The sequence below is a fragment of the Rothia sp. (in: high G+C Gram-positive bacteria) genome, from assembly GCF_030540545.1.
Lineage (GTDB): Bacteria > Actinomycetota > Actinomycetes > Actinomycetales > Micrococcaceae > Rothia.
This window is the reverse complement of record NZ_JAUNVZ010000003.1, coordinates 91,443-113,490: the sequence shown is the minus strand read 5'-3', so window position 1 is coordinate 113,490 and position 22,048 is coordinate 91,443. Positions and strand designations below refer to the sequence as shown.

The 22,048-nt window shown below is 55.3% G+C and carries 16 protein-coding genes and 1 tRNA gene; 3 read left to right on the top strand and 14 right to left on the bottom strand.

What is annotated here, in order from left to right:
* Positions 1-2: 2 nt before the first annotated feature.
* The 9 genes from Q4P78_RS03605 to Q4P78_RS03565 all read right to left on the bottom strand — a co-directional run bounded on the left by Q4P78_RS03605 (position 3) and on the right by Q4P78_RS03565 (position 10,667).
* Positions 3-2,246 (bottom strand): N-acetylneuraminate synthase family protein, encoded by a 2,244-nt coding sequence (locus Q4P78_RS03605; protein ID WP_303338950.1) that lies wholly within the window; start codon positions 2,244-2,246, stop codon positions 3-5.
* 53 nt (positions 2,247-2,299) lie between these two features.
* A complete protein-coding gene (locus Q4P78_RS03600) occupies positions 2,300-3,025 on the bottom strand; it encodes an acylneuraminate cytidylyltransferase family protein (RefSeq protein ID WP_303338949.1) in 726 nt (241 codons plus the stop codon).
* Positions 3,026-4,087 (bottom strand): RNA-binding protein, encoded by a 1,062-nt coding sequence (locus Q4P78_RS03595; RefSeq protein ID WP_303338948.1) that lies wholly within the window; start codon positions 4,085-4,087, stop codon positions 3,026-3,028. It lies immediately after the preceding gene.
* On the bottom strand, positions 4,078-5,076 hold the full coding sequence (locus tag Q4P78_RS03590) for a glycosyltransferase (RefSeq protein WP_303338947.1): 999 nt from the start codon (positions 5,074-5,076) through the stop codon (positions 4,078-4,080). Before Q4P78_RS03590 ends, Q4P78_RS03595 begins: the two co-directional genes overlap by 10 nt.
* A 164-nt stretch (positions 5,077-5,240) precedes the next feature.
* Positions 5,241-6,152, bottom strand: coding sequence for a glycosyltransferase family 2 protein (locus tag Q4P78_RS03585; protein ID WP_303338946.1), 912 nt, complete (start codon positions 6,150-6,152; stop codon positions 5,241-5,243).
* Between the two features lie 6 nt (positions 6,153-6,158).
* The gene (locus tag Q4P78_RS03580; RefSeq protein ID WP_303338945.1) at positions 6,159-7,970 is read right to left on the bottom strand and encodes an ABC transporter ATP-binding protein; all 1,812 of its coding nucleotides are present in this window, start codon (positions 7,968-7,970) and stop codon (positions 6,159-6,161) included.
* A gap of 105 nt (positions 7,971-8,075) precedes the next feature.
* A complete protein-coding gene (locus Q4P78_RS03575) occupies positions 8,076-9,059 on the bottom strand; it encodes a ribose-phosphate diphosphokinase (RefSeq protein ID WP_303338944.1) in 984 nt (327 codons plus the stop codon).
* Between the two features lie 14 nt (positions 9,060-9,073).
* Positions 9,074-10,540: a bifunctional UDP-N-acetylglucosamine diphosphorylase/glucosamine-1-phosphate N-acetyltransferase GlmU gene (gene glmU / locus Q4P78_RS03570; protein ID WP_303338943.1), complete on the bottom strand. Its 1,467-nt coding sequence runs from the start codon at positions 10,538-10,540 to the stop codon at positions 9,074-9,076.
* A 56-nt stretch (positions 10,541-10,596) separates the two neighbouring features.
* Positions 10,597-10,667 (bottom strand) — tRNA-Gln (locus Q4P78_RS03565).
* Positions 10,668-10,812: 145 nt separating this feature from the next.
* Between Q4P78_RS03565 and Q4P78_RS03560 the strand changes: the two genes are divergently transcribed.
* Positions 10,813-12,642 carry an ABC-F family ATP-binding cassette domain-containing protein gene (locus tag Q4P78_RS03560; RefSeq protein WP_303338942.1) on the top strand — a complete coding sequence of 610 codons (1,830 nt, stop codon included), beginning with the start codon at positions 10,813-10,815 and terminating at the stop codon, positions 12,640-12,642.
* A 72-nt stretch (positions 12,643-12,714) separates the two neighbouring features.
* On the top strand, positions 12,715-13,671 hold the full coding sequence (locus tag Q4P78_RS03555; RefSeq protein ID WP_303338940.1) for a glycosyltransferase family 2 protein: 957 nt from the start codon (positions 12,715-12,717) through the stop codon (positions 13,669-13,671).
* 189 nt (positions 13,672-13,860) lie between these two features.
* Here the strand turns inward: Q4P78_RS03555 and Q4P78_RS03550 are convergent, their stop codons facing one another.
* Positions 13,861-15,039, bottom strand: coding sequence for a glycosyltransferase (locus Q4P78_RS03550; protein ID WP_303338939.1), 1,179 nt, complete (start codon positions 15,037-15,039; stop codon positions 13,861-13,863).
* A 223-nt stretch (positions 15,040-15,262) separates the two neighbouring features.
* Between Q4P78_RS03550 and Q4P78_RS03545 the strand changes: the two genes are divergently transcribed.
* Positions 15,263-16,846, top strand: coding sequence for a hypothetical protein (locus Q4P78_RS03545; protein ID WP_303338938.1), 1,584 nt, complete (start codon positions 15,263-15,265; stop codon positions 16,844-16,846).
* A 422-nt stretch (positions 16,847-17,268) separates the two neighbouring features.
* Here the strand turns inward: Q4P78_RS03545 and ilvA are convergent, their stop codons facing one another.
* From ilvA to Q4P78_RS03525, 4 genes are all read right to left on the bottom strand, one after another.
* Positions 17,269-18,519: a threonine ammonia-lyase gene (gene ilvA, locus Q4P78_RS03540; protein WP_303338937.1), complete on the bottom strand. Its 1,251-nt coding sequence runs from the start codon at positions 18,517-18,519 to the stop codon at positions 17,269-17,271.
* A gap of 68 nt (positions 18,520-18,587) precedes the next feature.
* On the bottom strand, positions 18,588-19,973 hold the full coding sequence (locus Q4P78_RS03535) for an AI-2E family transporter (RefSeq protein ID WP_368660892.1): 1,386 nt from the start codon (positions 19,971-19,973) through the stop codon (positions 18,588-18,590).
* 174 nt (positions 19,974-20,147) lie between these two features.
* The gene (locus Q4P78_RS03530) at positions 20,148-21,056 is read right to left on the bottom strand and encodes a Bax inhibitor-1/YccA family protein (protein WP_303338936.1); all 909 of its coding nucleotides are present in this window, start codon (positions 21,054-21,056) and stop codon (positions 20,148-20,150) included.
* Positions 21,057-21,131: 75 nt separating this feature from the next.
* Positions 21,132-22,031 carry a Cof-type HAD-IIB family hydrolase gene (locus Q4P78_RS03525; RefSeq protein WP_303338935.1) on the bottom strand — a complete coding sequence of 300 codons (900 nt, stop codon included), beginning with the start codon at positions 22,029-22,031 and terminating at the stop codon, positions 21,132-21,134.
* Between the last annotated feature and the right edge of the window lie 17 nt (positions 22,032-22,048).

Genomic DNA, 22,048 nt, shown 5'->3' with positions numbered 1-22,048 from the left:
ACCTACAGCCACTTCTCCAGGCGGTCCAGAGCGGTGAAGAAGCCCTCACCGTTGTTAATGTGACCCTGCCAAATTTCGGGAATGAAAGAAGACTTGGGGGTCAGCTCACGCAGCTGCTTACCCAGTGCAGCCCAGTCCACATCGCCTTCGCCGACCTGTACGCCTTCGCCGTCCACGCCGGTACCGTCCACCAGGTGCAGGTGGATGGACAGCGGAGCCAGCTGCTCAACAGCCTCGGACAGCGGGATGTTCAGGAAGTTACATGCCAGCATGGTGTGGGAGATATCCAGGCACAGTGCGGTGTCGTAGGCACGCGAGAACTCAGCGGTGTCCTTGGGATCCAGGAAGAGGTTGTGGTACTGCTGACCACCCATCAGCCAAGGGTACGGGGGCAGAGTCTGAGCCGCCAGGCGCACGCCGGATGCGTCCAGACGCTTCAGAGCCTCGCCAATGCGCTCGTACTTCTCGGCACGAGCTGCGGCGGGGATGTGCTTATCCTTGGTGAAACCGCCCATGGTCACGACCATGACCGGATCGTCCTCTACGGTGAAGTAGCGGGTCAGATCGCGGGTAATGTCAATGGTGCGCTGAACCTCAGCAATGGAGCGCTCCCAGACCTCGGGGTCCTTGGACGCCAGGTCCACCAGGAAGTCACCTGCAAACAAATCGGGCAGGTGGGTGGTGAAGCTAATGGGCAGCTTCTCGTCAAAGACCTCGTCAATATTGATTTCCAGGTCCTTGTAGGAGAAGTGGAACTCCAGGAAGTCAGGGTTGGAGTCCTGCAGCAGCGGCTTGTAGTCGTGATAGCGAACCGGCAGACCCCAGGGGCGATCGAATTCGAAGGTACGTCGAGTGACCACATCATCCTTCAAATCGCCCTCAAAGAAGAAGGTACCTTCTTCAACGTCGCGCTGCATGGTACGACCCAGCAGCTGAGGCAGGTAGTTCGGCTGCAGACCGCGGCCGGGAGACTTCACGGCAACGTCAGCCTCGGTGACAACCTCGCCCTTGGCAATGTGGCGGGTAGCAACCAGGGACTTTGCCAGGTTCACGCGGTTCATCAGCTCACCGGTGGATACCTCGCGGGGAGCGGCAGAACCGATAGAGGTCTCAACCTCGCGGATCTGCTGAACCATGGTCTTGAATTCCTCGGGCAGCAGCGAAACAGTGTGGTCGTTGCCTTCCAGAGTCTTGTCGATGGTAAAGTGCTTCTCAATGATCTTTGCACCGCGTGCAACGGCAGCGATCGGCACGTGGAAGCCGCGCTCGTGGCCGGAGTAACCGACCAGGCACTGACCGATTTCAGCCAGGCGGTCCATGTACGCCAGGTTAACGTCCTTGAAGGGTGCAGGGTATGCAGACTGGCACTGCAGCAGGGCGTAGGAGGCGCCCGCATTGCGCAGCAGAGCCACAGACTCGCGGATTTCCTCTTCACGGCTCATACCGGTGGAGACCAGCATAGGCAGGCCGCGGGATGCCACATCGCGCAGCAGCTCGTGGTTGGTCAAATCAGCAGAAGCGATCTTCATGCCCTGAATGCCATAGTCCACCAGCGCCTGCACGCTGGGTGCGTCCCAGGGGGTGCACATAATGTCCATATCGTGCTGCTTGACGTGGTCGAAAACCTCGTACATCTGCTCCACGCTGAAGGAGTACTTGGAGAGCAGATCCAGGGTGTACTGCACGCCCAGATCCTCACCGGCGGTTGCTGCGCCGCGCTGGCGGTACAGGGCGTCCATATCGCGCAGCTGGAACTTCACGGCGTCGGCGCCTGCCTCAACAGCCAGGTCAACCAGATGCTTTGCCAGATCCACATCACCCTGGTGGTTATTACCGATCTCGGCAATGATGAAGGCGGGGGAATCTTCGCTAATGGTGTGCTTGCCGATGCGCAGAACATCCTGCTCATCCATCGCCAGGGCTACCAGGTGGCCGCGCTCGTCCACCAGCGGCACGTGGTTAATGCCGTGTGCGAAGTGGCTGCGCAGCACCTCTGCCTCACTACCGACGGGTGCGGTGGTGGGGTTGGGGTTTGCTGCTGCCTGTGCGCTGGTTTCCAGGGAGGCGGTGGGGTTAGCGATCAACCAGCGGCGGAAGTCGCCGTCGGAGAGGGAACCGCGCAACACACCGGATTCGTTAACCAGGAAGATGATTCGCTGACCGTTTGCAGAGATCTTCTGGAGTGCGGTGAGCATCGGGTCTTCTGCGAAGACCACGTAGGGTGCGATATTACGTTCAATAATCACGTGTGTATTGTCTTTCTTATGAGTGAGATGATGCTAGGGCAAGCGTTGAGCGTTTACTTGCTCTCCAGGATCTGCAGGAGCTGGTGTTCTGCCACGGAGAAGTCGATGGGTGCGTCAATGTCGACACCTTCGACTTCTTCAAGCATGAACAAATCGATGCTACCTCCAGGATACCCCGCCAGGCGGTTGTGATGCTGGGTGTACACATCAGTTTTGGTAATGTACATGGAACCGTTTTCGCGGTAGCGGAAGGTTTCCTTGGTGAGTTCTTGGCGGCGCGGGCGGTTCATGACGTCAAATTCGGCGGTGGGTTCGCCGTCTGCATGCCAGGTCCAGACGAAGGGGCCCATGGGAATCACGCCGACCATGGAGTCCTTGCCGTTCTCCACGAACTGGTGCACTGCACGTGCCAGGGTGCCGGGCAGACGAACCGGGCTGGTTGCCTGTAGCAGCATGACGGCATCGGGTGCCCAGCCGTTATCGCTCACGTACTCAATAGCGTGCTCGATGACGGGCTCGGTGGCGGTGGTATCTTCTGCCAGGTGTGCCGGGCGCATAAAGGGCACCTCGGCACCGTAGCGTCGTGCGATATCTGCCAGTTCGGTGTCGTCAGTGGAGACGATAACGCGCAGTTCGTGCTCGGGGGCTACTTCGTCGGCTGCTGCGAGCGCCTGTTCAATGGTCCAGGCAACCAGGGGTTTGCCGGCGATTTCGCGCAGGTTTTTGCGCGGGATGCCTTTGGAGCCGCCGCGCACGGGGATGACGCAGAGGATACGCATTTAGTTCTCCAATTCTTCCATGATCAGTTCAGCGATTTTTTGGGCGGGTTCCGTCTCCGGTTGCTCCGGCGCGGGCGTGGGGGTTTCTCCCCAACGGTGCATGCCGTAGCGGTCCCAGAATTCTTCGAGCCATGCCGGGGGCGCCGGGTGGTAGACCCACGCGTCGATTCCACGGATGGCTGCTTCGAGCACTCCGGTGGAGAAGATTGAAACGACCGGATTCGTTAGGTCCTTGAGTGCAGCGCTGGAGCGGTCGATTTTAATCCCGGTCTTTTCCCAGAGGCTGTGGGTGAGCGTGGAGAGTTTATCCTTTTCGCTCGGGTGCGGGCGGTACACTCCCCCATTGTTTTTCAGGAAGGTGTAGGCCGCGCGGGCGAAGGAGGCACGCGGCAGTTCCGCACCGTGCATCTGTCCAAGGAACACGATTTCTCCGCTGGTGTGCTGCTGCTGTTCGCGTGCGGTTTGCGCTGCGGTGTAGAGCAGCTGGGATCCTACAGCGTGGCTGCGGATGTCTTTACGTCCGCTCTTCCAGTAGTCGGCGTCCTGCTGGCTAAAGGCGAGCAATACCGAGCCAATAGGTAGAGGCGGCGCATTGGGAACCAGCAGACCGTGCTGCACCACCCAGTACTGGGCGCCAATAGCACGGGCATAGTCGTAGGCTGCGTAGCCCAGCGCCAGATAGTGTCCCAGAGAGAGCACAATCTGCACTTCCGGTAGTTTCTGAGCCAGTGAGCTAAGCTCTACGGGTTCAACCGACCATTCACCCTCCAGGTATTCGCGGGCATCGCCGGGAGCGAGAATCACCGCGGGTGCCTGCAGGCGTTTAACCGGTTCCAGTAGGGAGGCTCGACTGGTGGGTGAGAAAGAATCCAAAACAACCAGCACCTGCATTTGCTCACCGTGCATAACGGGAGTGTGCAGGTAGGCGGCAGGTACGGCGCTCTCCCCCGAGCCGCCTCGCGTCAGCGCAGACTTCAGGGCGTGTTTTGCCCAGCGCACGCGGTTCTGGCGCTGCTGCCAGCGCGACCACGCCGCCAAATCCAGGGGATAGTTTAGACCCATAGCTGCTCCAATATCTTCACGCGCTGATCAAAGGTGTGCTCCGCCAGGGTGCGGCGGTGGCCGGCTTCGCGAATCTGTGCCGCCCACTTGGGATCCTGGAAAATACGCTGGCTAATCTCCACCAGCTCATCCAGGGACTCGTAGACCAGTACCTCTTTACCGGGCTCGTAGTAGCGGTCCACATCGGGACGGTCAATAATCTGCAGGGCTCCCACACCGGGCGCTTCGAAGGTGCGCATGGTAAAGCCGTCCTGGTTGCTGTGAATATTCAGGGTTGCCGGGGAGGAAGCCATGACGCCGTAGGCTACGGAGCGGTCAATATCACGCTCTGCGGGCACACCGGAGTCAGTAAACATTTTGGTGCGTGCAATATCCCAGGGATGGCGGGACCAGGCGCGACCGTAGGCGCGCACGGGCAGGCCCGCATCCACCAGGTATTTGAGGATTTCTTCGCGGTTGGGGTAGCGTGCACCCACAAAGCTAATGGAGTCTTCGCGGGTGGGCACTACCGGGCAGTGCGAGTCGTAGGCATTGGGCATATCAACCACATCAAAGCCGATGGAGCGCAGGTGCTCTGCATCCAGCGGGCTGTAGCTTGCCAGAGCGCCCAGATTGTGCAGGTCTTCCTCGCTATAGTGCATGCGGCGCAGCTCGTCGTATAGCCAGGTCGCGTAGCGCACTCCGGAGGCACGCAGGGTTTCCCACCAGGCGGCGCCGAGCATATCGCCCTTAATGACCAGGACAATATCGGGGCGGTAGTCATTAAATGCTTCAATGGCTTTGGTGGTTGCCTGCTGCGCCAGGCTTTCGGGACGGTAGCGCTCGGGCAGCTCGTGGGCGAGCTTATTAATAATGCGTTCGCCCAGGGTGCCGGGGGCATCGTAAATATGGGTACGCACAGCGTAGCCATGTACTTCCAGGGATGCATGGATAGCTTTCCAGTATCCGTGGAATGCTGGGGAGACCAGCAGTAGTTTCGGAGTGCTCATTCGCGAGGAATTCCTTGATGTCTGAGTGGGAGTGCACGCACCGCCGACCCACTCCCGGGGTCGGCTGTGCACGGTATATTTCCTAGTCTACTAAAGATAGAGGCCCTTTCGGGGCATACGTGACCTTAGTAGTGCTATGACCTAGCTAGCATTTTGAGCGGTGGCTAATTCTCGCGACGCTTCGCGGCGGCAATATAGCCCAATTCCTCGCGCAGAGCTACTCGCGCCTGCACATCTGGGTTGCGCAGGGCACGTACAGAGTTCACTGCGAAGTTCAGGTAGGTGGTTGCTTTCAGCGCTCGCTCCAGGCGGTCTTCAAAACCCCACTTATCTGCATAGATAAAGCGGGCAGTGGTCAGCCACTGACGACGGCGCGCAGAAGGCGAGGAGCCGCCTCCCTCGTGGGTAATCACCACTTCAGGCACGATATAGCGGGGTACGCCCGCCTGTACCAGGCGGTACTGCAGATCCACTTCTTCACTATTCATGTAGAAGCGCTGATCCATACCGCCTACACGGTTGTAGACTTCGCGGGGCAGCACCATGCAGGCGCCCATGAGCCAGTCAGTAGTGGTGGTGGCGGTGGCGGTGCATGCGGGAACATCGTGGCCAACGTACTTGTGCCACCATGCGGTGGGCTTGAAGCGTGCCAGAGGGGTTGCCCATTCCCAGGCGGCGTGGAATGCGGTAGGGAACTTGCGTGCCACCCACTGGTGCGCACCGTCGTGGCCGATAATCTGGGGGCTGGCCATAGCGTCCCCGAGGGGCTCTACGGCGGCGAGCATATCGGCAATAAAGCGGGGGTAGAGTTCCAGGTCGCTATTGAGGATAAAGAGCCAGGTGCCGGTGGCTGCCGCGACGCCGGAGTTGACGGCGCTACCAAAGCCGCCGTTCTGGGCGCGGCGTACGACCTTAACACCTTCAGTCTCGGGGAAAGGCACGGGCGATACATCATCGGAGACGATGATTTCTAGCTGTGCAGGGTCAATGCCTTGCTGGGTTTTGAGGTTCTGAATGAGTTCCAGAACGGGTTCGGGTTCCCCGTAGAAGGGAATCACTGCGGAGACAGTCTGCATATTTTCCTATAACTTACCAAGTTCTACAAGGCGTGCGAAGTCCTTGTTCTTAGCTTGAACTTCTTCGAACGTACCGGATGCCTGAATTTCACCGTTAGCAAGGTAAATCAACTGATCGACATGACGAACGGTAGAGAGACGGTGCGCCACAATGATAACAGTGACATCACCCGAGATATTTTCAATGGTTTGAGTAATCTTGTGCTCGGTTTCATTATCCAGCGCGCTGGTTGCCTCGTCGAGGATCAGCAGGCTGGGGTTACGGTAGAGTGCACGGGCAATACCCACGCGCTGTCGTTGACCACCGGAGAGGCGGCTACCGCGTTCACCGATCATGGTATGAATACCATCTTCAAGAGTATCGACAATATCCATCAATTCTGCCTGCTCAAGGCATTTGTATACACGCTCATCGTCGATTTCATCACCGACAAATCCGAATGCTACAGCCTCTCGCAGAGGCATATTACCCATATAGGGGTCCTGCGGAACGTATCCGATGCCCTTGTACCATTCGCCGGTATTCTCGGAGATGTTCTGGCTATTGCCCAAGATCGTTCCGTCGGTCGGCTTGAGCAGACCGAGGATGAGATCAACCAGGGTGGTCTTACCGGAACCGGAGCCTCCCACAAATGCTACAGACGAACCCGAGGGGATATCCAAAGATACATGGGAAAGTACGTTCTTTTCGCCATCAGGGTATCGATAGCTAATATCTCGAACGGATACTTCAGACGTAGCTTTGTCTTCATTATCAATAATATTTAGGGTGCGCTGTGCAGGTTCAGGAATTAGGGAGAATTCTACGCCTTCTTGAGATAGCTCGCTCAGACGGTCTACGGCGCGCTGCATGACTACCTCAGAGGAGCGTATGCTTCCCAGCGAAGCAACAAGACGGGTTGCGTAGGGCAACATACGCACACCAGCTGCGCAGAAGAGCAGCAAGTAGGCGGTGTTATCAGTGGATGATTCGGTCACGGGGAAAAGCATCAGCAAACACACACCGATAATGAAGATAATCTCCAAAGTGTACTTAGGCAATTCAAAGAGGAAGGAGGAATTTGCGCGTGCCACAATGCCCTCTTCAGATGCTTTCTGATAGCGGTAAAGATAGCGGTCTGAGGTACCGGCAAGACGAATCTCACGGAATCCGTTGACATTAGCAAGCAAGGATTCCATGGATCGACGGCTTGCCTCTGCAGAGCGTTTACCCTGACGCTTATTAATGTTCTTGAGAACATACTGCATACCAAAAATTACAACTCCGAAATAAACAGTCGCAATAAATGCTTGCAAAGGCATCGCAATATAGAGCATGGCCATAATAACGATAACAGACAGCATATCACTCACCAATGAAATCAAAGCATTCATATAGGAAGAATACGCGGCAGTATTATAGTAACTAATCACAGTAACAACGTCGTCCACTGCAACCTTACGAACGCGGTCGTAAGGGGAAGTTACGAAATCGCGAAGCAAAGCAACACCACTAGCTAGTTCTTGACGCGCAATCAGGAAGATACTCCAACGCCTAAAAATTAGCGAGGCCACAGCTTTGAGGATGAAAATACCAACCATCAGAGTTGCCAGATAAAGAACCAAGGTTGAACGATCCGGGTTACCAAAAATATTAGAGATAGTCGCCAAGTAACCGGTAATTTCTGCTCCACCATTCAAGGATACAATCGGTAAAATTGCGGTAATACCAACGACATCAACTAGAGCCAAAAAGAACGTTCCAAGAACATTGAGCATCAAAAGAGAGAATTTTTTGCCGGGGAAGAGAACCCTGACCTTTTTGTACACGTCGAGCATGGGCAACCTTAAACTTGTAGAGTGAGTCGGTAGATTTCTATTTATTTTATCCGATGACAAGAGTACCCCCAGCGTATGCCGGGGGTACTCTTGAACACATGTTCTTTAGCCTTCGTTGAACATTTCGGTCACAGAGCCTTCATCGAAGACCTCGCGGATGGCACGTGCCAGCAGCGGAGCAATGGACAGAACGGTCAGGTTATCGAAACGCTTCTCTTCCGGAACGGGCAGGGTGTTGGTCACAACAACCTCGGATGCGCCGCAACCGGACAGACGCTCAACAGCAGGGTCGGAGAACACTGCGTGGGTGGCTGCGATAATAACTTCCTTCGCTCCCTTATCCTTGAGCACCTTGACCGCGCCGGCAATGGTTCCGCCGGTATCGATCATATCGTCGATCAGCACGCAGGAACGACCCTCAACATCGCCCACCACGGTCTTGGAAACAGCCTGATTGGGGACATTAATATCGCGGGTCTTGTGCACGAACGCCAGGGGCGCGCCGCCGAGCAGATCAGCCCAGTGCTCTGCCACGCGCACGCGACCGGTATCGGGGGAAACCACGGTGACCTTCTCCGGGTCAGCCACGCGAGTCTTAATGTAGTCAGCCAGCACGGGGATAGCGAAGAGGTGGTCCATGGGGCCGTCGAAGTAGCCCTGGATCTGCGAGGTGTGCAGGTCCACGGTCATCATGCGGTCTGCGCCTGCGGTCTTGTACAGGTCAGCAACCAGGCGAGCAGAGATGGGCTCGCGACCCTTGTGCTTCTTGTCCTGACGTGCGTAGGGGTAGAAGGGTGCAACCACGGTAATGGAACGAGCGGATGCGCGCTTGAGAGCGTCAATCATGATCAGCTGTTCCATGAGCCACTCGTTAATGGGAGCGGGGTGGGACTGGATCACAAAGGCATCAGCACCGCGCACGGATTCCTCGTAGCGCACGTAGGTCTCACCATTAGCGAAGGTGTATGCGCTGGTGGGGAGCAGGTCGTGGCCGAGTTCCTTGGCGATTTCTTCGGCGAGCTTGGGGTGCGCGCGGCCGGAAACTACTGCGAGCTTGCGCTCACCGGGGTTCGTAATCTCACGAGTCATGAGTATCGCTTTCCTTATTCAGGTTGTCCGGGCTGAGTTTCCTCTGCCGCGGCTGCTGCTTGGGCGGGTTCGGTACCCGCACGGTTTTTCTGTACCCAGCCGTCAATATTGCGCTGGGAAGTCTCGGAGAAGGCAAGAGCGCCGGAGGGCACATCCTTGCGAATCAGTGCGCCTGCGCCGGAGTATACGCCGTCGCCCACGGTCACGGGCGCGACGAAAATACCGCCGGAGCCCATGCGGGTGTGCTTGCCGATGACGGTACGGGACTTTTCCACACCGTTGTAGTTTGCAAAGATCGAACCGGCACCAATATTGGAGCCTTCACCAATGGTTGCGTCACCCACATAGGACAGGTGCGGAACCTTTGCGCCTTCACCCAGCTGGGAGTTCTTGGCTTCACAGAAGGTACCCAGCTTTGCCTTGGTGCCTAGTACGGTGCCGGGGCGCAGGTAGGCGAAGGGGCCAACCGTCGCATCTTCGCCGATAATAGCACCCAGGGAATGCGCGCGGGTCACGGTGGCACCGGCGTGTACTTCAGTGTCGGTCAGGGTGGTGTCCGGACCGATGGTTGCGCCGGTTTCGATGCGGGTTGTACCGTGCAGCTGCACACCGGGCAGGATGGTGACGTCATTGGAGATTTCAACGGTCACGTCGATCCAGGTGGTGGCGGGGTCGATAATGGTTGCGCCGTTGCGCATGTGCGCCTCTACAATACGGTCGTTGAGCTTACGACCCAGCTGAGCCAGCTGCACGCGGTCGTTGGCACCTTCAACTTCCCAGCGGTCTTCAATAGCCAATGCGGAGGTGCGGTAGCCCTTGGACCGGGCAATGGCGAGCACATCGGTAATGTACTTTTCACCCTGTGCGTTGTCGGTGGTGACTTCCAGCAGTGCTTCGCGCAGTACGCGCGCGTCAAAGGCGTAAATACCGGAGTTGATTTCGGTAATGGCGAGCTGCTCTTCGGTGGCATCCTTCGCCTCGACGATGGCAACTACTTCGCCCGCCTGGTTGCGGACAATACGGCCGTAGGAGCCGGGGTTGTCAATGTGGGTGGTCAGCACAGTGACAGCATTGGAGTCTTCTTCGTGGAAGGCAATGAGTTCACGCAGAGTCTGTGCCTGCAGCAGGGGAACGTCGCCGTAGGTGACCACAACGGTGCCGGTTACTTCGCCGGATGCGTCCAGGCCCTGCAGACCAACCTCAACGGCACGACCGGTGCCGGGGATTTCGTCCTGGTCCACAATGACTGCCTGCGGGTCGAATGCTGCAATGTGCTCAGCGACCTTATCGCGCTGGTGGCGCACAACTACAGCCATACGTTCGGGGTTCAGTTCACGGCCGGCGGCGATAGCGTGCTCCAGCATGGAGCGGCCACCGATGGCGTGCATGACCTTGGGGAGTTCAGATTTCATGCGGGTGCCTGCACCCGCTGCGAGAATGATGACAGCCGAAGGTACTGCGCTCGATGCGTTCACTACCATTGCTCCTTGCGATGAGTGGTGTCCCGTGTATTTCGGGCCCGAGTGTTCGGGGTTTGCTCCGCCACTAGGATTCGAACCTAGACGAACGGCTCCAAAGGCCGGTGTGCTGCCATTACACTATGGCGGATCCTTCCCATGGGCGCCTTCTTCGCGCGGCATTGACCGCAAAGCGCACAGGGATAGAACCAGTTTAGCAAAATTTTTACTCCCTCGAGAGAGATTTTCCTTCCTTCGGGCGCTTTTGTGGCGGTGCGGGCGGGTAATCTTAGAGGGTGGCACATTTATTAGGCGGCGAATCGCTGCATCTTGAGTTTCCTACCCGTACTGTATTTGAGAACGTGACGGTCGGCATTAACGAGGGCAATCGTATTGGTATTGTCGGTCGTAATGGCGACGGTAAGTCTACGCTCATGAAGATCCTTGCAGGTCGTCTGGAACCGGATTCGGGGCGTGTGACGGTGCGTAATGGTACCCGCATTGGCTATTTGGACCAGTCGGATGTTCTCAATGACGACCACACGGTCGGTTACGCCATTGTGGGCGATACCCCGGAGTATGAGTGGGCGTCTCAGGCACGTATTCGCGATGTTATCTCGGGTCTGGTCTCTGATTTGCCGTGGGATGCTCCGGTGTCTTCCCTTTCGGGTGGTCAGCGTCGCCGCGTGGCTTTGGCGGCTCTGCTGGCGCAGGAGTGGGATGTGCTCATGCTGGATGAGCCCACGAACCACCTGGATGTTGAGGCTATTACGTGGCTTGCTTCCCATGTGAAGTCCCGCTGGTCTAAGAATGCGGGCGGTCTGCTGGTGGTTACTCACGACCGCTGGTTCTTGGATGAGGTCTGCACCGACACCTGGGAGGTTCACGACCGCATGGTGGAGCCTTTTGAGGGTGGCTATGCGGCGTATATTTTGCAGCGCGTGGAACGTGATCGTCAGGCTGCCGCTGCGGAGGCGAAGCGCCAGAACCTCATGCGTAAGGAGCTGGCGTGGTTGCGCCGTGGCGCTCCTGCGCGTACCTCCAAGCCGAAGTTTCGCATTGATGCCGCGAACGCTTTGATTGCTGATGTCCCGCCGGTGCGCGACACGATTGAGCTCAAGAAGATGGCTCTGACCCGTCTGGGTAAGGATGTTGTGGATCTTGAGGATGTTTCGGTTTCTTTCCCGCTGCCCTCGGGTGAGGGTGAACGCCAGGTACTCAAGCGCGTGACCTGGCGTATTGCCCCGGGTGAGCGCACGGGTATTTTGGGTGTGAACGGTGCCGGTAAGTCCACTCTGCTCTCTCTGGTGACAGGTTCTCTGCAGCCTTCTTCTGGTCGTGTCAAGCACGGTAAGACGGTCAAAATTGCTACGTTGACTCAGCAGCTGGATGAGTTGCGCGAGGTGGAGAACGACCGTGTCTCGGATGTGATTGGTCGTAAAAAGCGCAGCTATATCGCCGATGGTAAAGAGGTCTCTCCCTCTCAGATGCTGGAGCGTCTGGGCTTTACGAGTGCTCAGCTGTCCACTCCGGTCAAGGATCTTTCCGGTGGACAGAAGCGCCGTTTGCAGTTGCTGTTGATTCTGCTGGATGAGCCGAATGTGCTGATTTTGGATGAGCCTTCGAACGATCTGGATACGGATATGTTGGCAGCTATGGAGGATTTGCTTGATAGCTGGCCGGGTACTCTGCTGGTGGTCTCTCACGACCGTTACCTGATGGAGCGTGTGACCGATCAGCAATATGCGGTCATGGATGGTTCTTTCCGCCATTTGCCCGGCGGTGTGGATGAGTATTTGCAGCTCTCTGCCCAGGGTGCGACGAGTACCGGTTCTTCCTCCTCTCACCCCACGGCGGCGAAGTCCTCTACTGCCAGCGATAGCGAGCAGAGTGCTCCGAAGATTTCGGGTGCTGAGTCTCGTGCACTGCAGAAGGAGTCGGGCACGATTGAACGCCGTTTGGCTAAGCTTTCCGATGAGCAGGCGAGACTGAGCGAGGCGATGAGCGCGCACGATCCCAGCGATTATGCGGGTTTGGCGACTTTGGGCGAAAAGCAGCAGGCTCTTCAGGATGAGATTGACGAGCTGGAGCTGCGCTGGTTGGAGATTTCTGAGCTACTGTCCTAACGCTTATCCTCGCTTTCAGTCGGGGTGTTATACTCAGAAAAATCACTACTCATCTCTTTTCTAGGATTTTCCATGGATTGTCAGACTAGTGTCGTTATCCCTGTTTATAATGCGGCACATATTATTGTCGAGCAGCTGGATTCGCTGGCTCAGCAGGTGAATGCACCTACCTTTGAGGTTGTACTGAGCGATAACGGCAGTACGGATAATTTGCGAGAGGTTATTGCAAAGTATCATTCTGATTTCCCGGTGCGTATTGTGGACGCAAGCCAGGTGCAGAGCCCCTCGTGGGCGCGTAATGTGGGCGTCCTTGCTGCGCGTGCTGATCTATGCGTGTTCTGCGATGCTGATGATTTTGTGGAGCCTCACTGGTTGCGGGGTCATTGGGAAGCTCATCAGCAGGTTCCGAATGCGGTTATCGGTGCTCCGATTCTGCATGATAAGTTCAATTCTCCGGAGGTTTTGGACGCTTACGGTGTTCCGTCGGGATTAGATGAGCAGCTTCGTTCAGCTCCTGCACATATTACACGCCAACAGGATCTGCTTCCTTTCTCAGGGTATCTTCCATCAATTCCTAGCTCTAATGTATCTATACCTCGTGAGGCGTACCTTGCAATTGGCGGCATGGATTCGAGCTTCGTAGGCGGCTCTGAAGATACTGACTTTATATGGCGCGCTGCCCTGGCGGGTTACGAAATTGCCATGACCTCAGTGCCCTTGATCAATTATCGTTTGCGCCAGACTCCTCAGATGATATTTAAACAGCAGCGTAATTATCAGTTTAATAAGGTTCTTTTGTGGGAGCGTTATAAGAAAACGTCGATGATCGGCCCGAGCTTCAAGTATTCTCTACTGTCTTTGGTAAAGGCTCTTCCGGGCTTGGCAAAGTCTTCGACTCGCTTAAAGGCTGCTTATACGGTGGGTGGCCATTGGGGTTCTTTGAAGGGCATTGTACATTTCCGTATTTTGAAGAAAGTTCCTGCACCCATGTTCTTTACGGAGAAGGATTACCCGCATATTGACCGTTAATATAACCATTTAACTGGCTACCGGTACATGTGAAGGGGCTGTTTCCATATCGGAAACAGCCCCTTCACATGTACCGGTATGCTGGCTATTACTGCCCCACCGGGTTTGAAAGTTTTCTAGGCCCGCGGAGAGCACCTCAGTTACTCTGCTACCAGGTACACCCCATAATATACGGAAATTATGACAGACCTATTGACCGAAACGTTCTGTATTCAGGGAGTCAATCAACCTTCCCCATGCATCCAGCACAGTAGATATCTCAAATTCTTTAGATTTCTCAACAGATGCTTGCGCTTTATCCTCAAGCTCGTCAGGATTTGCTATAGCCTGCGTAATCTTCTCAACAAGCTCGTCAACGGATGTGTCTTCCGTCAGATAGCCCACATTGTGTAAAACTTCTTCAACACCAGGCGCCGAGGGAGAAGAAATCACCGGGGTACCCGAAGCAAGAGCTTCGATCATGAACATCGGAAGCCCCTCAAAGTCTGAGTTCATCAGCGCAAGTTTTGCCCGTCCAAGAGCTTCCCATTTATCCTGATGATAAATAGGACCTTTGAAGAGAATCGAGGGGTTATCCAAAGACTCAATAAGCTCCTTCAGGCTTTCTTCTTCTGGACCCGAACCGTGAATATGAAGTTCCCATCCCGGAGCATCACGAGCTACTATGTCAAAAGCACGAATAATACTATCAATATTTTTCTCGGGAGACAGGCGAGACACAACGATAGCAACGTTATTTTTCTCAAGACCTGGCTGAGCATCAGACATATCAATAGGATTATTCATAACGCCAACATCTACACCAAACTCTTCAGCAAAGAGTTTGGCATCGCCATGGGACAGAACGAGGAATTTATCACATTTATTGATGATATTATGATAGTCAAATTCACCATCAAAATATGCACCAAATCTATTATGATGTTGTCCAATAACAAGCGGGCGGTTCTTCTTATATTTCATAATCTTCAATGCAGGCACAAAGTACCCCATGGAAGGCATAGAAAATAATACAACGACATCCTTAGAACCCAGAGAATTAAGATACTTGATGCATTTCATATAAACCCCTGTTTTCCAAATAGGAGTATACACCGCACGAATAATATGCTTCGCTACATTAAAAAAACCAGAGGCACCTTCAGAGGCCTTATTATATGTTGTTTTTGACCTATTTTTCCCTAGATTCAAAACAGGAACATCAATATCATACTCAGGAATCTTCTCACCAATCACACTTATTCGTTCCACAGAAATCCCTCTATCCAGAAATCCCCGCGTCAGAGTATTGGCAACTACTTCAATACCGCCAATTTTACTACCAACGACATCGGAGGCGATAATGACGCGATTAAAGGTTTGTTCCATGGCTACTTCCTATGACATGTCGAGCAAATGATGTATTAAGTATAGCTTTCCTCCTTGCATCGCGAAAGTATACTCAGTGTCTCGTCCTTCCTATACCACACCACACTAGAGATGAGACCTCTTGCCTTTCCCTAAGTGACAGCATGTATACTAGTTGTGCCTTACTACTAAGGCTCCCCGTATTCTCTCAACTTCATCTACCCATTCTATGTATTGGAGAAGAATGAAGTTCAATCGCCGTCTCTTCCTCTCTTCCGGTATTGCGGCAGCAGGTATTGCGACCCTTCAACCTAGCGCTATCGCTACACCCGCATGCATTACAGTCAACGGTCGTTCCGTTCCTCTTAATGGCGCTGTCACTACCGCTCAGCATTGCTACTGGAACGCTGATCCCCAGGCAAAGAGTATTACTCTGCTCGCCCCGATTAATCGTTCTCTCACGCCTGCTCATCTGGAAGCAATCGAGAATATTTCCCCTCTCAACGGTCGCCTGATTAATGGCACTTTTGCCACTCAGCGCATTACCGGTCATGAACCCGTACAGCCCAATAGCGCCGCGCTCAGCAAGGAGCTAACCGCTAAAGCGCACCCCGTATGGCATACCTCCTTTAACGCAGGCCAAGTGGGTAATGTACGCGTAGGTGCTCATGATAATATCCCTGCACTCAGTGTTGATTCTTCTAACCCCCATCAGCACTACGTAGAAATTGTTAGCCGTGACAACCTAGTCAACGCAAACGATATAAATCGCCGTATGGTTACCGGTGCAGTTCCGGTACCTAAGTGGTTCCTGGATATGCCTCGACGCGGTAAGGATTACTCAATCGCCGTATACGATAAAGCAACCGGTATTTGGCGTTCCCTGTTCATGTTCCTGCAGGATTCTGCAGCTACCACCTATACTTCTGTAGCGCGTATCCGCGTGGGTAATGCGTCAGCCCAAGCACCTGCTATTTCCAAGATTTTCTATTCTCAGGTCCCGCAGGTTCAGGTGGGTCAGAGCACCAGCCTTTCCCCCATCAGCGTGGATATGAATGCTTCCAATAAACACGATGCCAATGCGCAGTACCCTATTAGCCGCGGTGCTAAGTTCCGTCTGATAGATAATGCCGGCGGCGCCGCTACCATCGACGCTTCGACAGGTCAGATCACTTTTAAGGCGTCTACTGCCCATGCGAACAAGCTGGTGGAGCTGAAGGTAGCCGTTGATTACCCGGCTGTCTATCGTGTTTCGTCTGCTGGTTATATGATCGCCAACCGTGATTTCAATGGTGTTGGTGCGGCTAATTACTGGCTCACGTTGAAAAACGGTACTTCCTCCGTGGTTGGCATGGCTAATGAGCTCACCCAGATTGGCGTGGATGAAATTCGTGCAGGCCGTATTAATCACGTGGTTTCTATCACCGCTGCCGATTATACGAATCTTGCTTCTTTCCCCGCGAAGGGTAGCGATGGACATCATGTCGTGGCAAATGCGCCTCGTGCCGGCCAACGTGGCTTCCTGCCGGCTTCCTTTAATGTAGATGCCTATTTGAAGTCCACCAACCAGGCAAATGATCAGCTCAAGCGTATGATTCTGGTCGCAATGAAGGAATACGGTTTCATGATTTGTGACCGTAATGCCTTCAATAATGCGTTCAACCTTGAATCGCCCCTAAGTTACGCATCCTACGCTCGTCGTGGTCTGAATGTCTACGAGGCTGATCCTGCGGTGAAGAAGGTTATGGATAGCGCTATTCGCTTTACTGGTTCTGCATTCCCGTGGGATCAGGTCAAGTGGCTGCCCGTACACTTCGCTCAGCATTAATAGGCTGATTCATATACTTAGAACGCTCGTATTGGATGAGCCTCTTCAGAGCAGGTAAGAGGCTCATCCCATGCGGGTGTTTTGCTTACCTGGAAAAAGAAAACAGAAGAAATCTTTGGAACGGAACCACCCCGAGGCTGGGGCAAGAACGACGGGACACGCGTGCGAAGCCGGCACCGTCGAAAACCCCATTCGTAACCTCCTCGGGGACGTGCGGCACTCCCACCCAGCCACCGTGGGAACGCAAGCACAGAGGCGAGAGTGGAGGTCCGCAACTCGCGAGCTATGACAAACCCCGCGCACCCAACAACATTCAGAATGTCATCAGATAGCGCGGGGTTTGGCATTGTCTGAGCTAAAGCGGGCTCTCTACCCTCGCCTCCGTACTCCCAAACGCAACCATACAGTGTATAGCTCAGGCGCTAGCCCTGAACAACAATGGGGCGGAAACCCTCAGCCTCCAAAGCCCGAATCACCTGACGGCAATGCTCTTCGCCCTTTGTTTCCATATCGATCGTAATGGACACATCGCCCATGGAGAGCGAACCGCCCACACGGGTGTGGTCCACACCGGTCACATTCGCGTCATTATCAGCAATGACCTTAGAAATCAACGCCAGCTCACCGGGTCGGTCGGAGAGCATCATGCGGATAGTCATGAATCGGCCGGCAGCGGACAGACCGCGCTGAATCACTTTGAGCATGAGCATCGGGTCAATATTACCGCCCGACAGCACGCACACCACATTGCCCAGGTTGCCGTAGTCCTTGAGCAGCTTGCCGTTCATGAGCGCCGCCACGGAAACAGAACCTGCGGGCTCAACGACCAGCTTATTGCGTTCCATGAGGAAAATCAGCGCGCGAGCAATATCGTCTTCGCTCACGGTTGCCACATCGTCCACCAGTTCCTTAATAATGGAGAAGGGCAGCTGACCGGGACGACCCACAGCAATACCGTCAGCGATGGTGGAGACCTTCTTCAGCGGCACGAGAGCGTCGGCTGCGAGAGAGGGCGGGTATGCTGCCGCGTGTTCAGCCTGCACACCAATAATGCGGATTTTCTTGCCGAGTTCCGCTTCTTTAGCGCGTACTGCTGCGGCAATACCTGCGAGCAGACCGCCGCCACCCACACCGGTAATAATGGTGTCTACATCGGGCACCTGCTCCAGGATTTCCAGGCCGATGGTGCCCTGACCGGCAATAATATCTTCATTGTCGAAGGGGTGTACAAAGACCGCACCGGTTTCCTGCGCGTACTTCTTGGCTTCGGTCAGTGCCTCGTCCACGGTTTCGCCGTGCAGTTCTACTTCTGCGCCGTGGTCGCGGGTCGCGGTGATTTTGGGCAGTGCGGCACCCAGGGGCATGTAGATACGTGCTTTAATGCCGAGCTTGGAGGCAGCGAGCGCTACACCCTGGGCGTGGTTACCTGCGGAGGCTGCGACCACGCCACGTGCTTTTTCTTCATCGGTGAGCTTTGCCATGCGCACGTACGCCCCGCGTGCTTTGAAGGAGCCGGAGCGCTGCAGATTCTCGCATTTGAGGTAGACTTCCGAGCCGATCTGCTGGCTGAGGGCGCGGGAGTGCGCCATGGGGGTGTATTCGGTGATTCCGTTAAGCAGCTGTGCGGCGGCTTCGATGTCGTTAAGGTGAACCGGCAGGGTTTCCAAACTCATTGAATACTCTCTTTGTGGTGTATGTGAAGACTTATGTCTATTCTACCCGCAGGCGGGTGCTGTGCGATTTAGAGCGCGCTGCTTTCGCTCGGGCTTTCGGGCGCACTATCGGGTGCGCTGTCAGCGGCCGGGCTTTGTGCAGGATTATCCGGTCGGTTACTGCCCTGCCGGCTATCCTGCTGATTCTCCTGATGAGAATGCAGCAGAGCCTCGGTACGAGCAGCCAGACGCGCAGCACGCTCAGCCGCCTTTGCTTCGGCGCGCTCACGGCGGCGCTTCTCATGGGCAAACTCTAAAGGCTCAATACGATTCTCGGTATCGTTCTCCCAGGCGCGAGTTGCCAAATAGCGCACCACAGTATTACTCAGGGCAAGTGCCGGAACAGCAAAGAGCGCACCGGCAGCACCGAAGAGAATGGAACCGGCAGCAACCGCCAGAATCACAGCCAGCGGGTGCAGGGAAACCGCCTTGCCCATAATAAAAGGCTGCAGAATATTAGATTCGAGCTGTTGAACCAGCAGTACAATACCGAGCATGATCAGCGCCTGCACCGGGCCCAGGGCAACCAGTGCCAGCAGCACCGCCACGGCACCGGAGAAGAGCGCACCGATCACCGGGACAAAGGAACCGAGGAAGACCAGCACACCCAGGGGGATTGCCAGGGGCACACCCAGAATCGCGGCGCCCAGACCGATACCTACGGCGTCGATAGCAGCTACGAGAATCTGCACGCGCACATAGGCGCCCAGGGACTTCCAGCCGGCACGACCCGCACCGTTAACAGCCTGCTGAGCTGCACGCGGGAAGAGACGCACCATAAAGAGCCAAATGTTCTCGCCCTCCATCAAAAAGAAGAAGAGCGCGAAGAGGGTCAGCAGGGCGCCGGTACCCGCCTCGGCGGCAAAAGAACCCGCAGCCGAGACACGCGAGAGCACCGCATTGGGGTTGTCGGTTATGGCGGTTTGCACATGCGCCATGAGTTCGTTCATCTGCTCAGAGGTGAAATCCAGACCCTGCTCGTGCAGCAGGCGTGTCACCTCATAGTAGCCCTGGATGGCTTTGTCGGTCAGCGCCGCGAATCCGCGGATGAGCTGCTGACCGGTCAGAGCCAGCAGACCCACCACAATCAGCACCATGCCAATCTCGGCAATAGCAGCAGCACCGGCAGCACGCACACCGCGCTTACGCAGAGTCATTACGCTCGGGGAGAGCAGAGCCGCCAGCAGTGCCGCCACCAGTACAGAAATCAGCAGCAGGGATAAGGGCGCAATGGCTTTGCCGAGCACCCACAGGGCTGCGGCAATAGCGACCAGGCGCCAGGACCAGCCCGCCGCCACGCGCAGGGCGTAAGGGATTGCGCCGTCCATCAGGGCGCTGTGGTCGCCGTCCGTTGCATTATCTACTGCGGATGCGCTGCTACCCTTGGCAGGGCGCGGGGTGCGGAATTCAGGCATGGTTCCTTCCGGGTCAAATACTAGATTTTCAGTATATCGCGCCCGTGCTCAAAGCATAAGAACCGTGCTCGCACCGAGGCTCATCGCAGGGCAGAGGATACAGCAAAGGGGCGTCTCTGCCCTATCGGAAAGAAACGCCCCTTCATCTATAGCTACGCTACGTACTACTGGCTACTAGTCATTAGAGAACATGGAGTACAGGTACATGAGCACGCGCAGGATCTCAACATACAGCCAGACCAGCGAAGCAGTCAGAGCATATGCCAGACGCCACGACTCAACCTGCGGCACGCCAGCCTCAACAGCCTCTGCGGTGGTGGTAAAGTCAATCACCAGCGAATAGGTTGCCAAAGCAATGCCCAGCAGGCCAACAATCAGACCCAACGGAAGGTTAGTACCGGGCAGAATGAAGGAGTTGAAGGACGAACCGGTGAATAGACCAACACCCATGGACAGCAGGTAGTAGCCCAGCAGACCCAGGGTAGCCGCAAAGAAAATCTTATTCAGCTTCGGGGTTGCACGCACCTTGCCATTAGCAAAAAGGAACAGCATAACAGCAAACACAGCCACGGTTGCCAGCACAGCCTGCAGAGCAATACCGGGGTAACGCTGGTTCACCAGACCCGAAAAACCGCCCAGGAACAGGCCCTCAGCCACACCGTACAGAAGCACCAGAGCCGGAACGGGCTTAGCCTTCACCGCATTGACAATACCCAGGATCAGGCCAGCCAGGAGACCAACATACATCAGGATCGGCATGTACCAGCTCACCGCTGCGCCGAGCACAACCATAGCCAGGGTCAAACCGGTCTTCATGATTACGTCATCCATGGTGGCGCGCTCGCCAATGACACCCTGATTAACCGGAGCATACTGCTCATAACCGGGCTGTGCATAACCGCCCTGTGCATAACCGGGCTGGGCCTGATGCGCGAACTGCGCACCCTGCGCGCCATAGGTACCCTGGCCAAAGAAACCGGGAACCTGCTGGCCCTGAGGCTGAGCAGAACCGGCGCCCTGAGCACCAAAACGACCAAAACGGTTCTTCTTCACCGTGGAATTGATAAGGGGGTTACCCGCCATCATCACACCTCACACTCGAAAACTAACCCAAACAATAGATAGAGTTCAGGCATATTAGAAGCTATTGTACGTGTATTAGAGCCCACGCGCGCGTTCAACCGTAATAATTTCGTCAATAGCGTCAAGCACAGCACCATCATTGGGCGAACCAATCACCAGCTGAGCATGCTCACGCAGAGACTGCGGCGCATGACCCATCGCAACACCCGTACCGGCAACCTTGAGCATTTCAATATCATTCTCACCATCACCAAAGGCCACCATAGACTCCGGCGCAATATTCAAACGCTCACTCAAATCCAGCAAACCGGTACCCTTATTAGCACCCGTACGTACTAGGTCAATAGCGCCAAAACCACTGGCCATAGCAGTTACACTCGCAGGCAGATCGCGCTGCAAAATCTCCAGAATCGGATAGGTATCCTCACGCAGAGTCTGCAGGGGGAACTTAATCGGCGCACCGTGCACCTGATCGTACGAGTCAATCATCTGAGTACCCGGATAAAAAATGCTCACAAAATCGTAGGCGGTCATACCTGCGGGCACCGGGGTGTCCTGGCTGAGGAAATAGTCTTTAATAATGTTTACTACGGTTTCTTCGCGATCAACGGGCATAAACACACCCTCAGTAGTGCAAATCAATGCACCGATCTGCGGCAGAGAATCCAGCACCTCATAGACGCGCGGCACAGAGTCCGGTTCAAAAGGATGCACCGCCAACTGACCCGAATCATCCGCCAAATACGCACCATTTTCCGCAACATAAATCAGGTTACGATTCTCAAAACCCTCCATATATTGCAGCAGCTTCGTGTAGGTATTACCGCTAGCAACCACAAAACGAATACCCAGTTCATCCAGCTGCTCCAACTGAGCCGAAAAACGCTCACGGTCGAAAGTCTTCGCGTCGTTCAGGAAGGTTCCGTCCATATCGGCGGCAATCAGGCGAGTACGGTGCGGCAGGTGAATGCTCATGGAGTATTCCTTTCAGT

Coding starts and splice junctions, on each gene's coding strand:
- ilvA (WP_303338937.1), bottom strand. CDS start 18,519: ATGAGTTTGGAAACCCTGCCGGTTCACCTTAACGACATCGAAGCCGCC.
- Q4P78_RS03590 (WP_303338947.1), bottom strand. CDS start 5,076: ATGAGCACTCCGAAACTACTGCTGGTCTCCCCAGCATTCCACGGATAC.
- Q4P78_RS03595 (WP_303338948.1), bottom strand. CDS start 4,087: ATGGGTCTAAACTATCCCCTGGATTTGGCGGCGTGGTCGCGCTGGCAG.
- Q4P78_RS03580 (WP_303338945.1), bottom strand. CDS start 7,970: ATGCTCGACGTGTACAAAAAGGTCAGGGTTCTCTTCCCCGGCAAAAAA.
- glmU (WP_303338943.1), bottom strand. CDS start 10,540: ATGGTAGTGAACGCATCGAGCGCAGTACCTTCGGCTGTCATCATTCTC.
- Q4P78_RS03530 (WP_303338936.1), bottom strand. CDS start 21,056: ATGGCGGGTAACCCCCTTATCAATTCCACGGTGAAGAAGAACCGTTTT.
- Q4P78_RS03550 (WP_303338939.1), bottom strand. CDS start 15,039: ATGGAACAAACCTTTAATCGCGTCATTATCGCCTCCGATGTCGTTGGT.
- Q4P78_RS03525 (WP_303338935.1), bottom strand. CDS start 22,031: ATGAGCATTCACCTGCCGCACCGTACTCGCCTGATTGCCGCCGATATG.
- Q4P78_RS03535 (WP_368660892.1), bottom strand. CDS start 19,973: ATGCCTGAATTCCGCACCCCGCGCCCTGCCAAGGGTAGCAGCGCATCC.
- Q4P78_RS03545 (WP_303338938.1), top strand. CDS start 15,263: ATGAAGTTCAATCGCCGTCTCTTCCTCTCTTCCGGTATTGCGGCAGCA.
- Q4P78_RS03575 (WP_303338944.1), bottom strand. CDS start 9,059: ATGACTCGTGAGATTACGAACCCCGGTGAGCGCAAGCTCGCAGTAGTT.
- Q4P78_RS03585 (WP_303338946.1), bottom strand. CDS start 6,152: ATGCAGACTGTCTCCGCAGTGATTCCCTTCTACGGGGAACCCGAACCC.
- Q4P78_RS03555 (WP_303338940.1), top strand. CDS start 12,715: ATGGATTGTCAGACTAGTGTCGTTATCCCTGTTTATAATGCGGCACAT.
- Q4P78_RS03600 (WP_303338949.1), bottom strand. CDS start 3,025: ATGCGTATCCTCTGCGTCATCCCCGTGCGCGGCGGCTCCAAAGGCATC.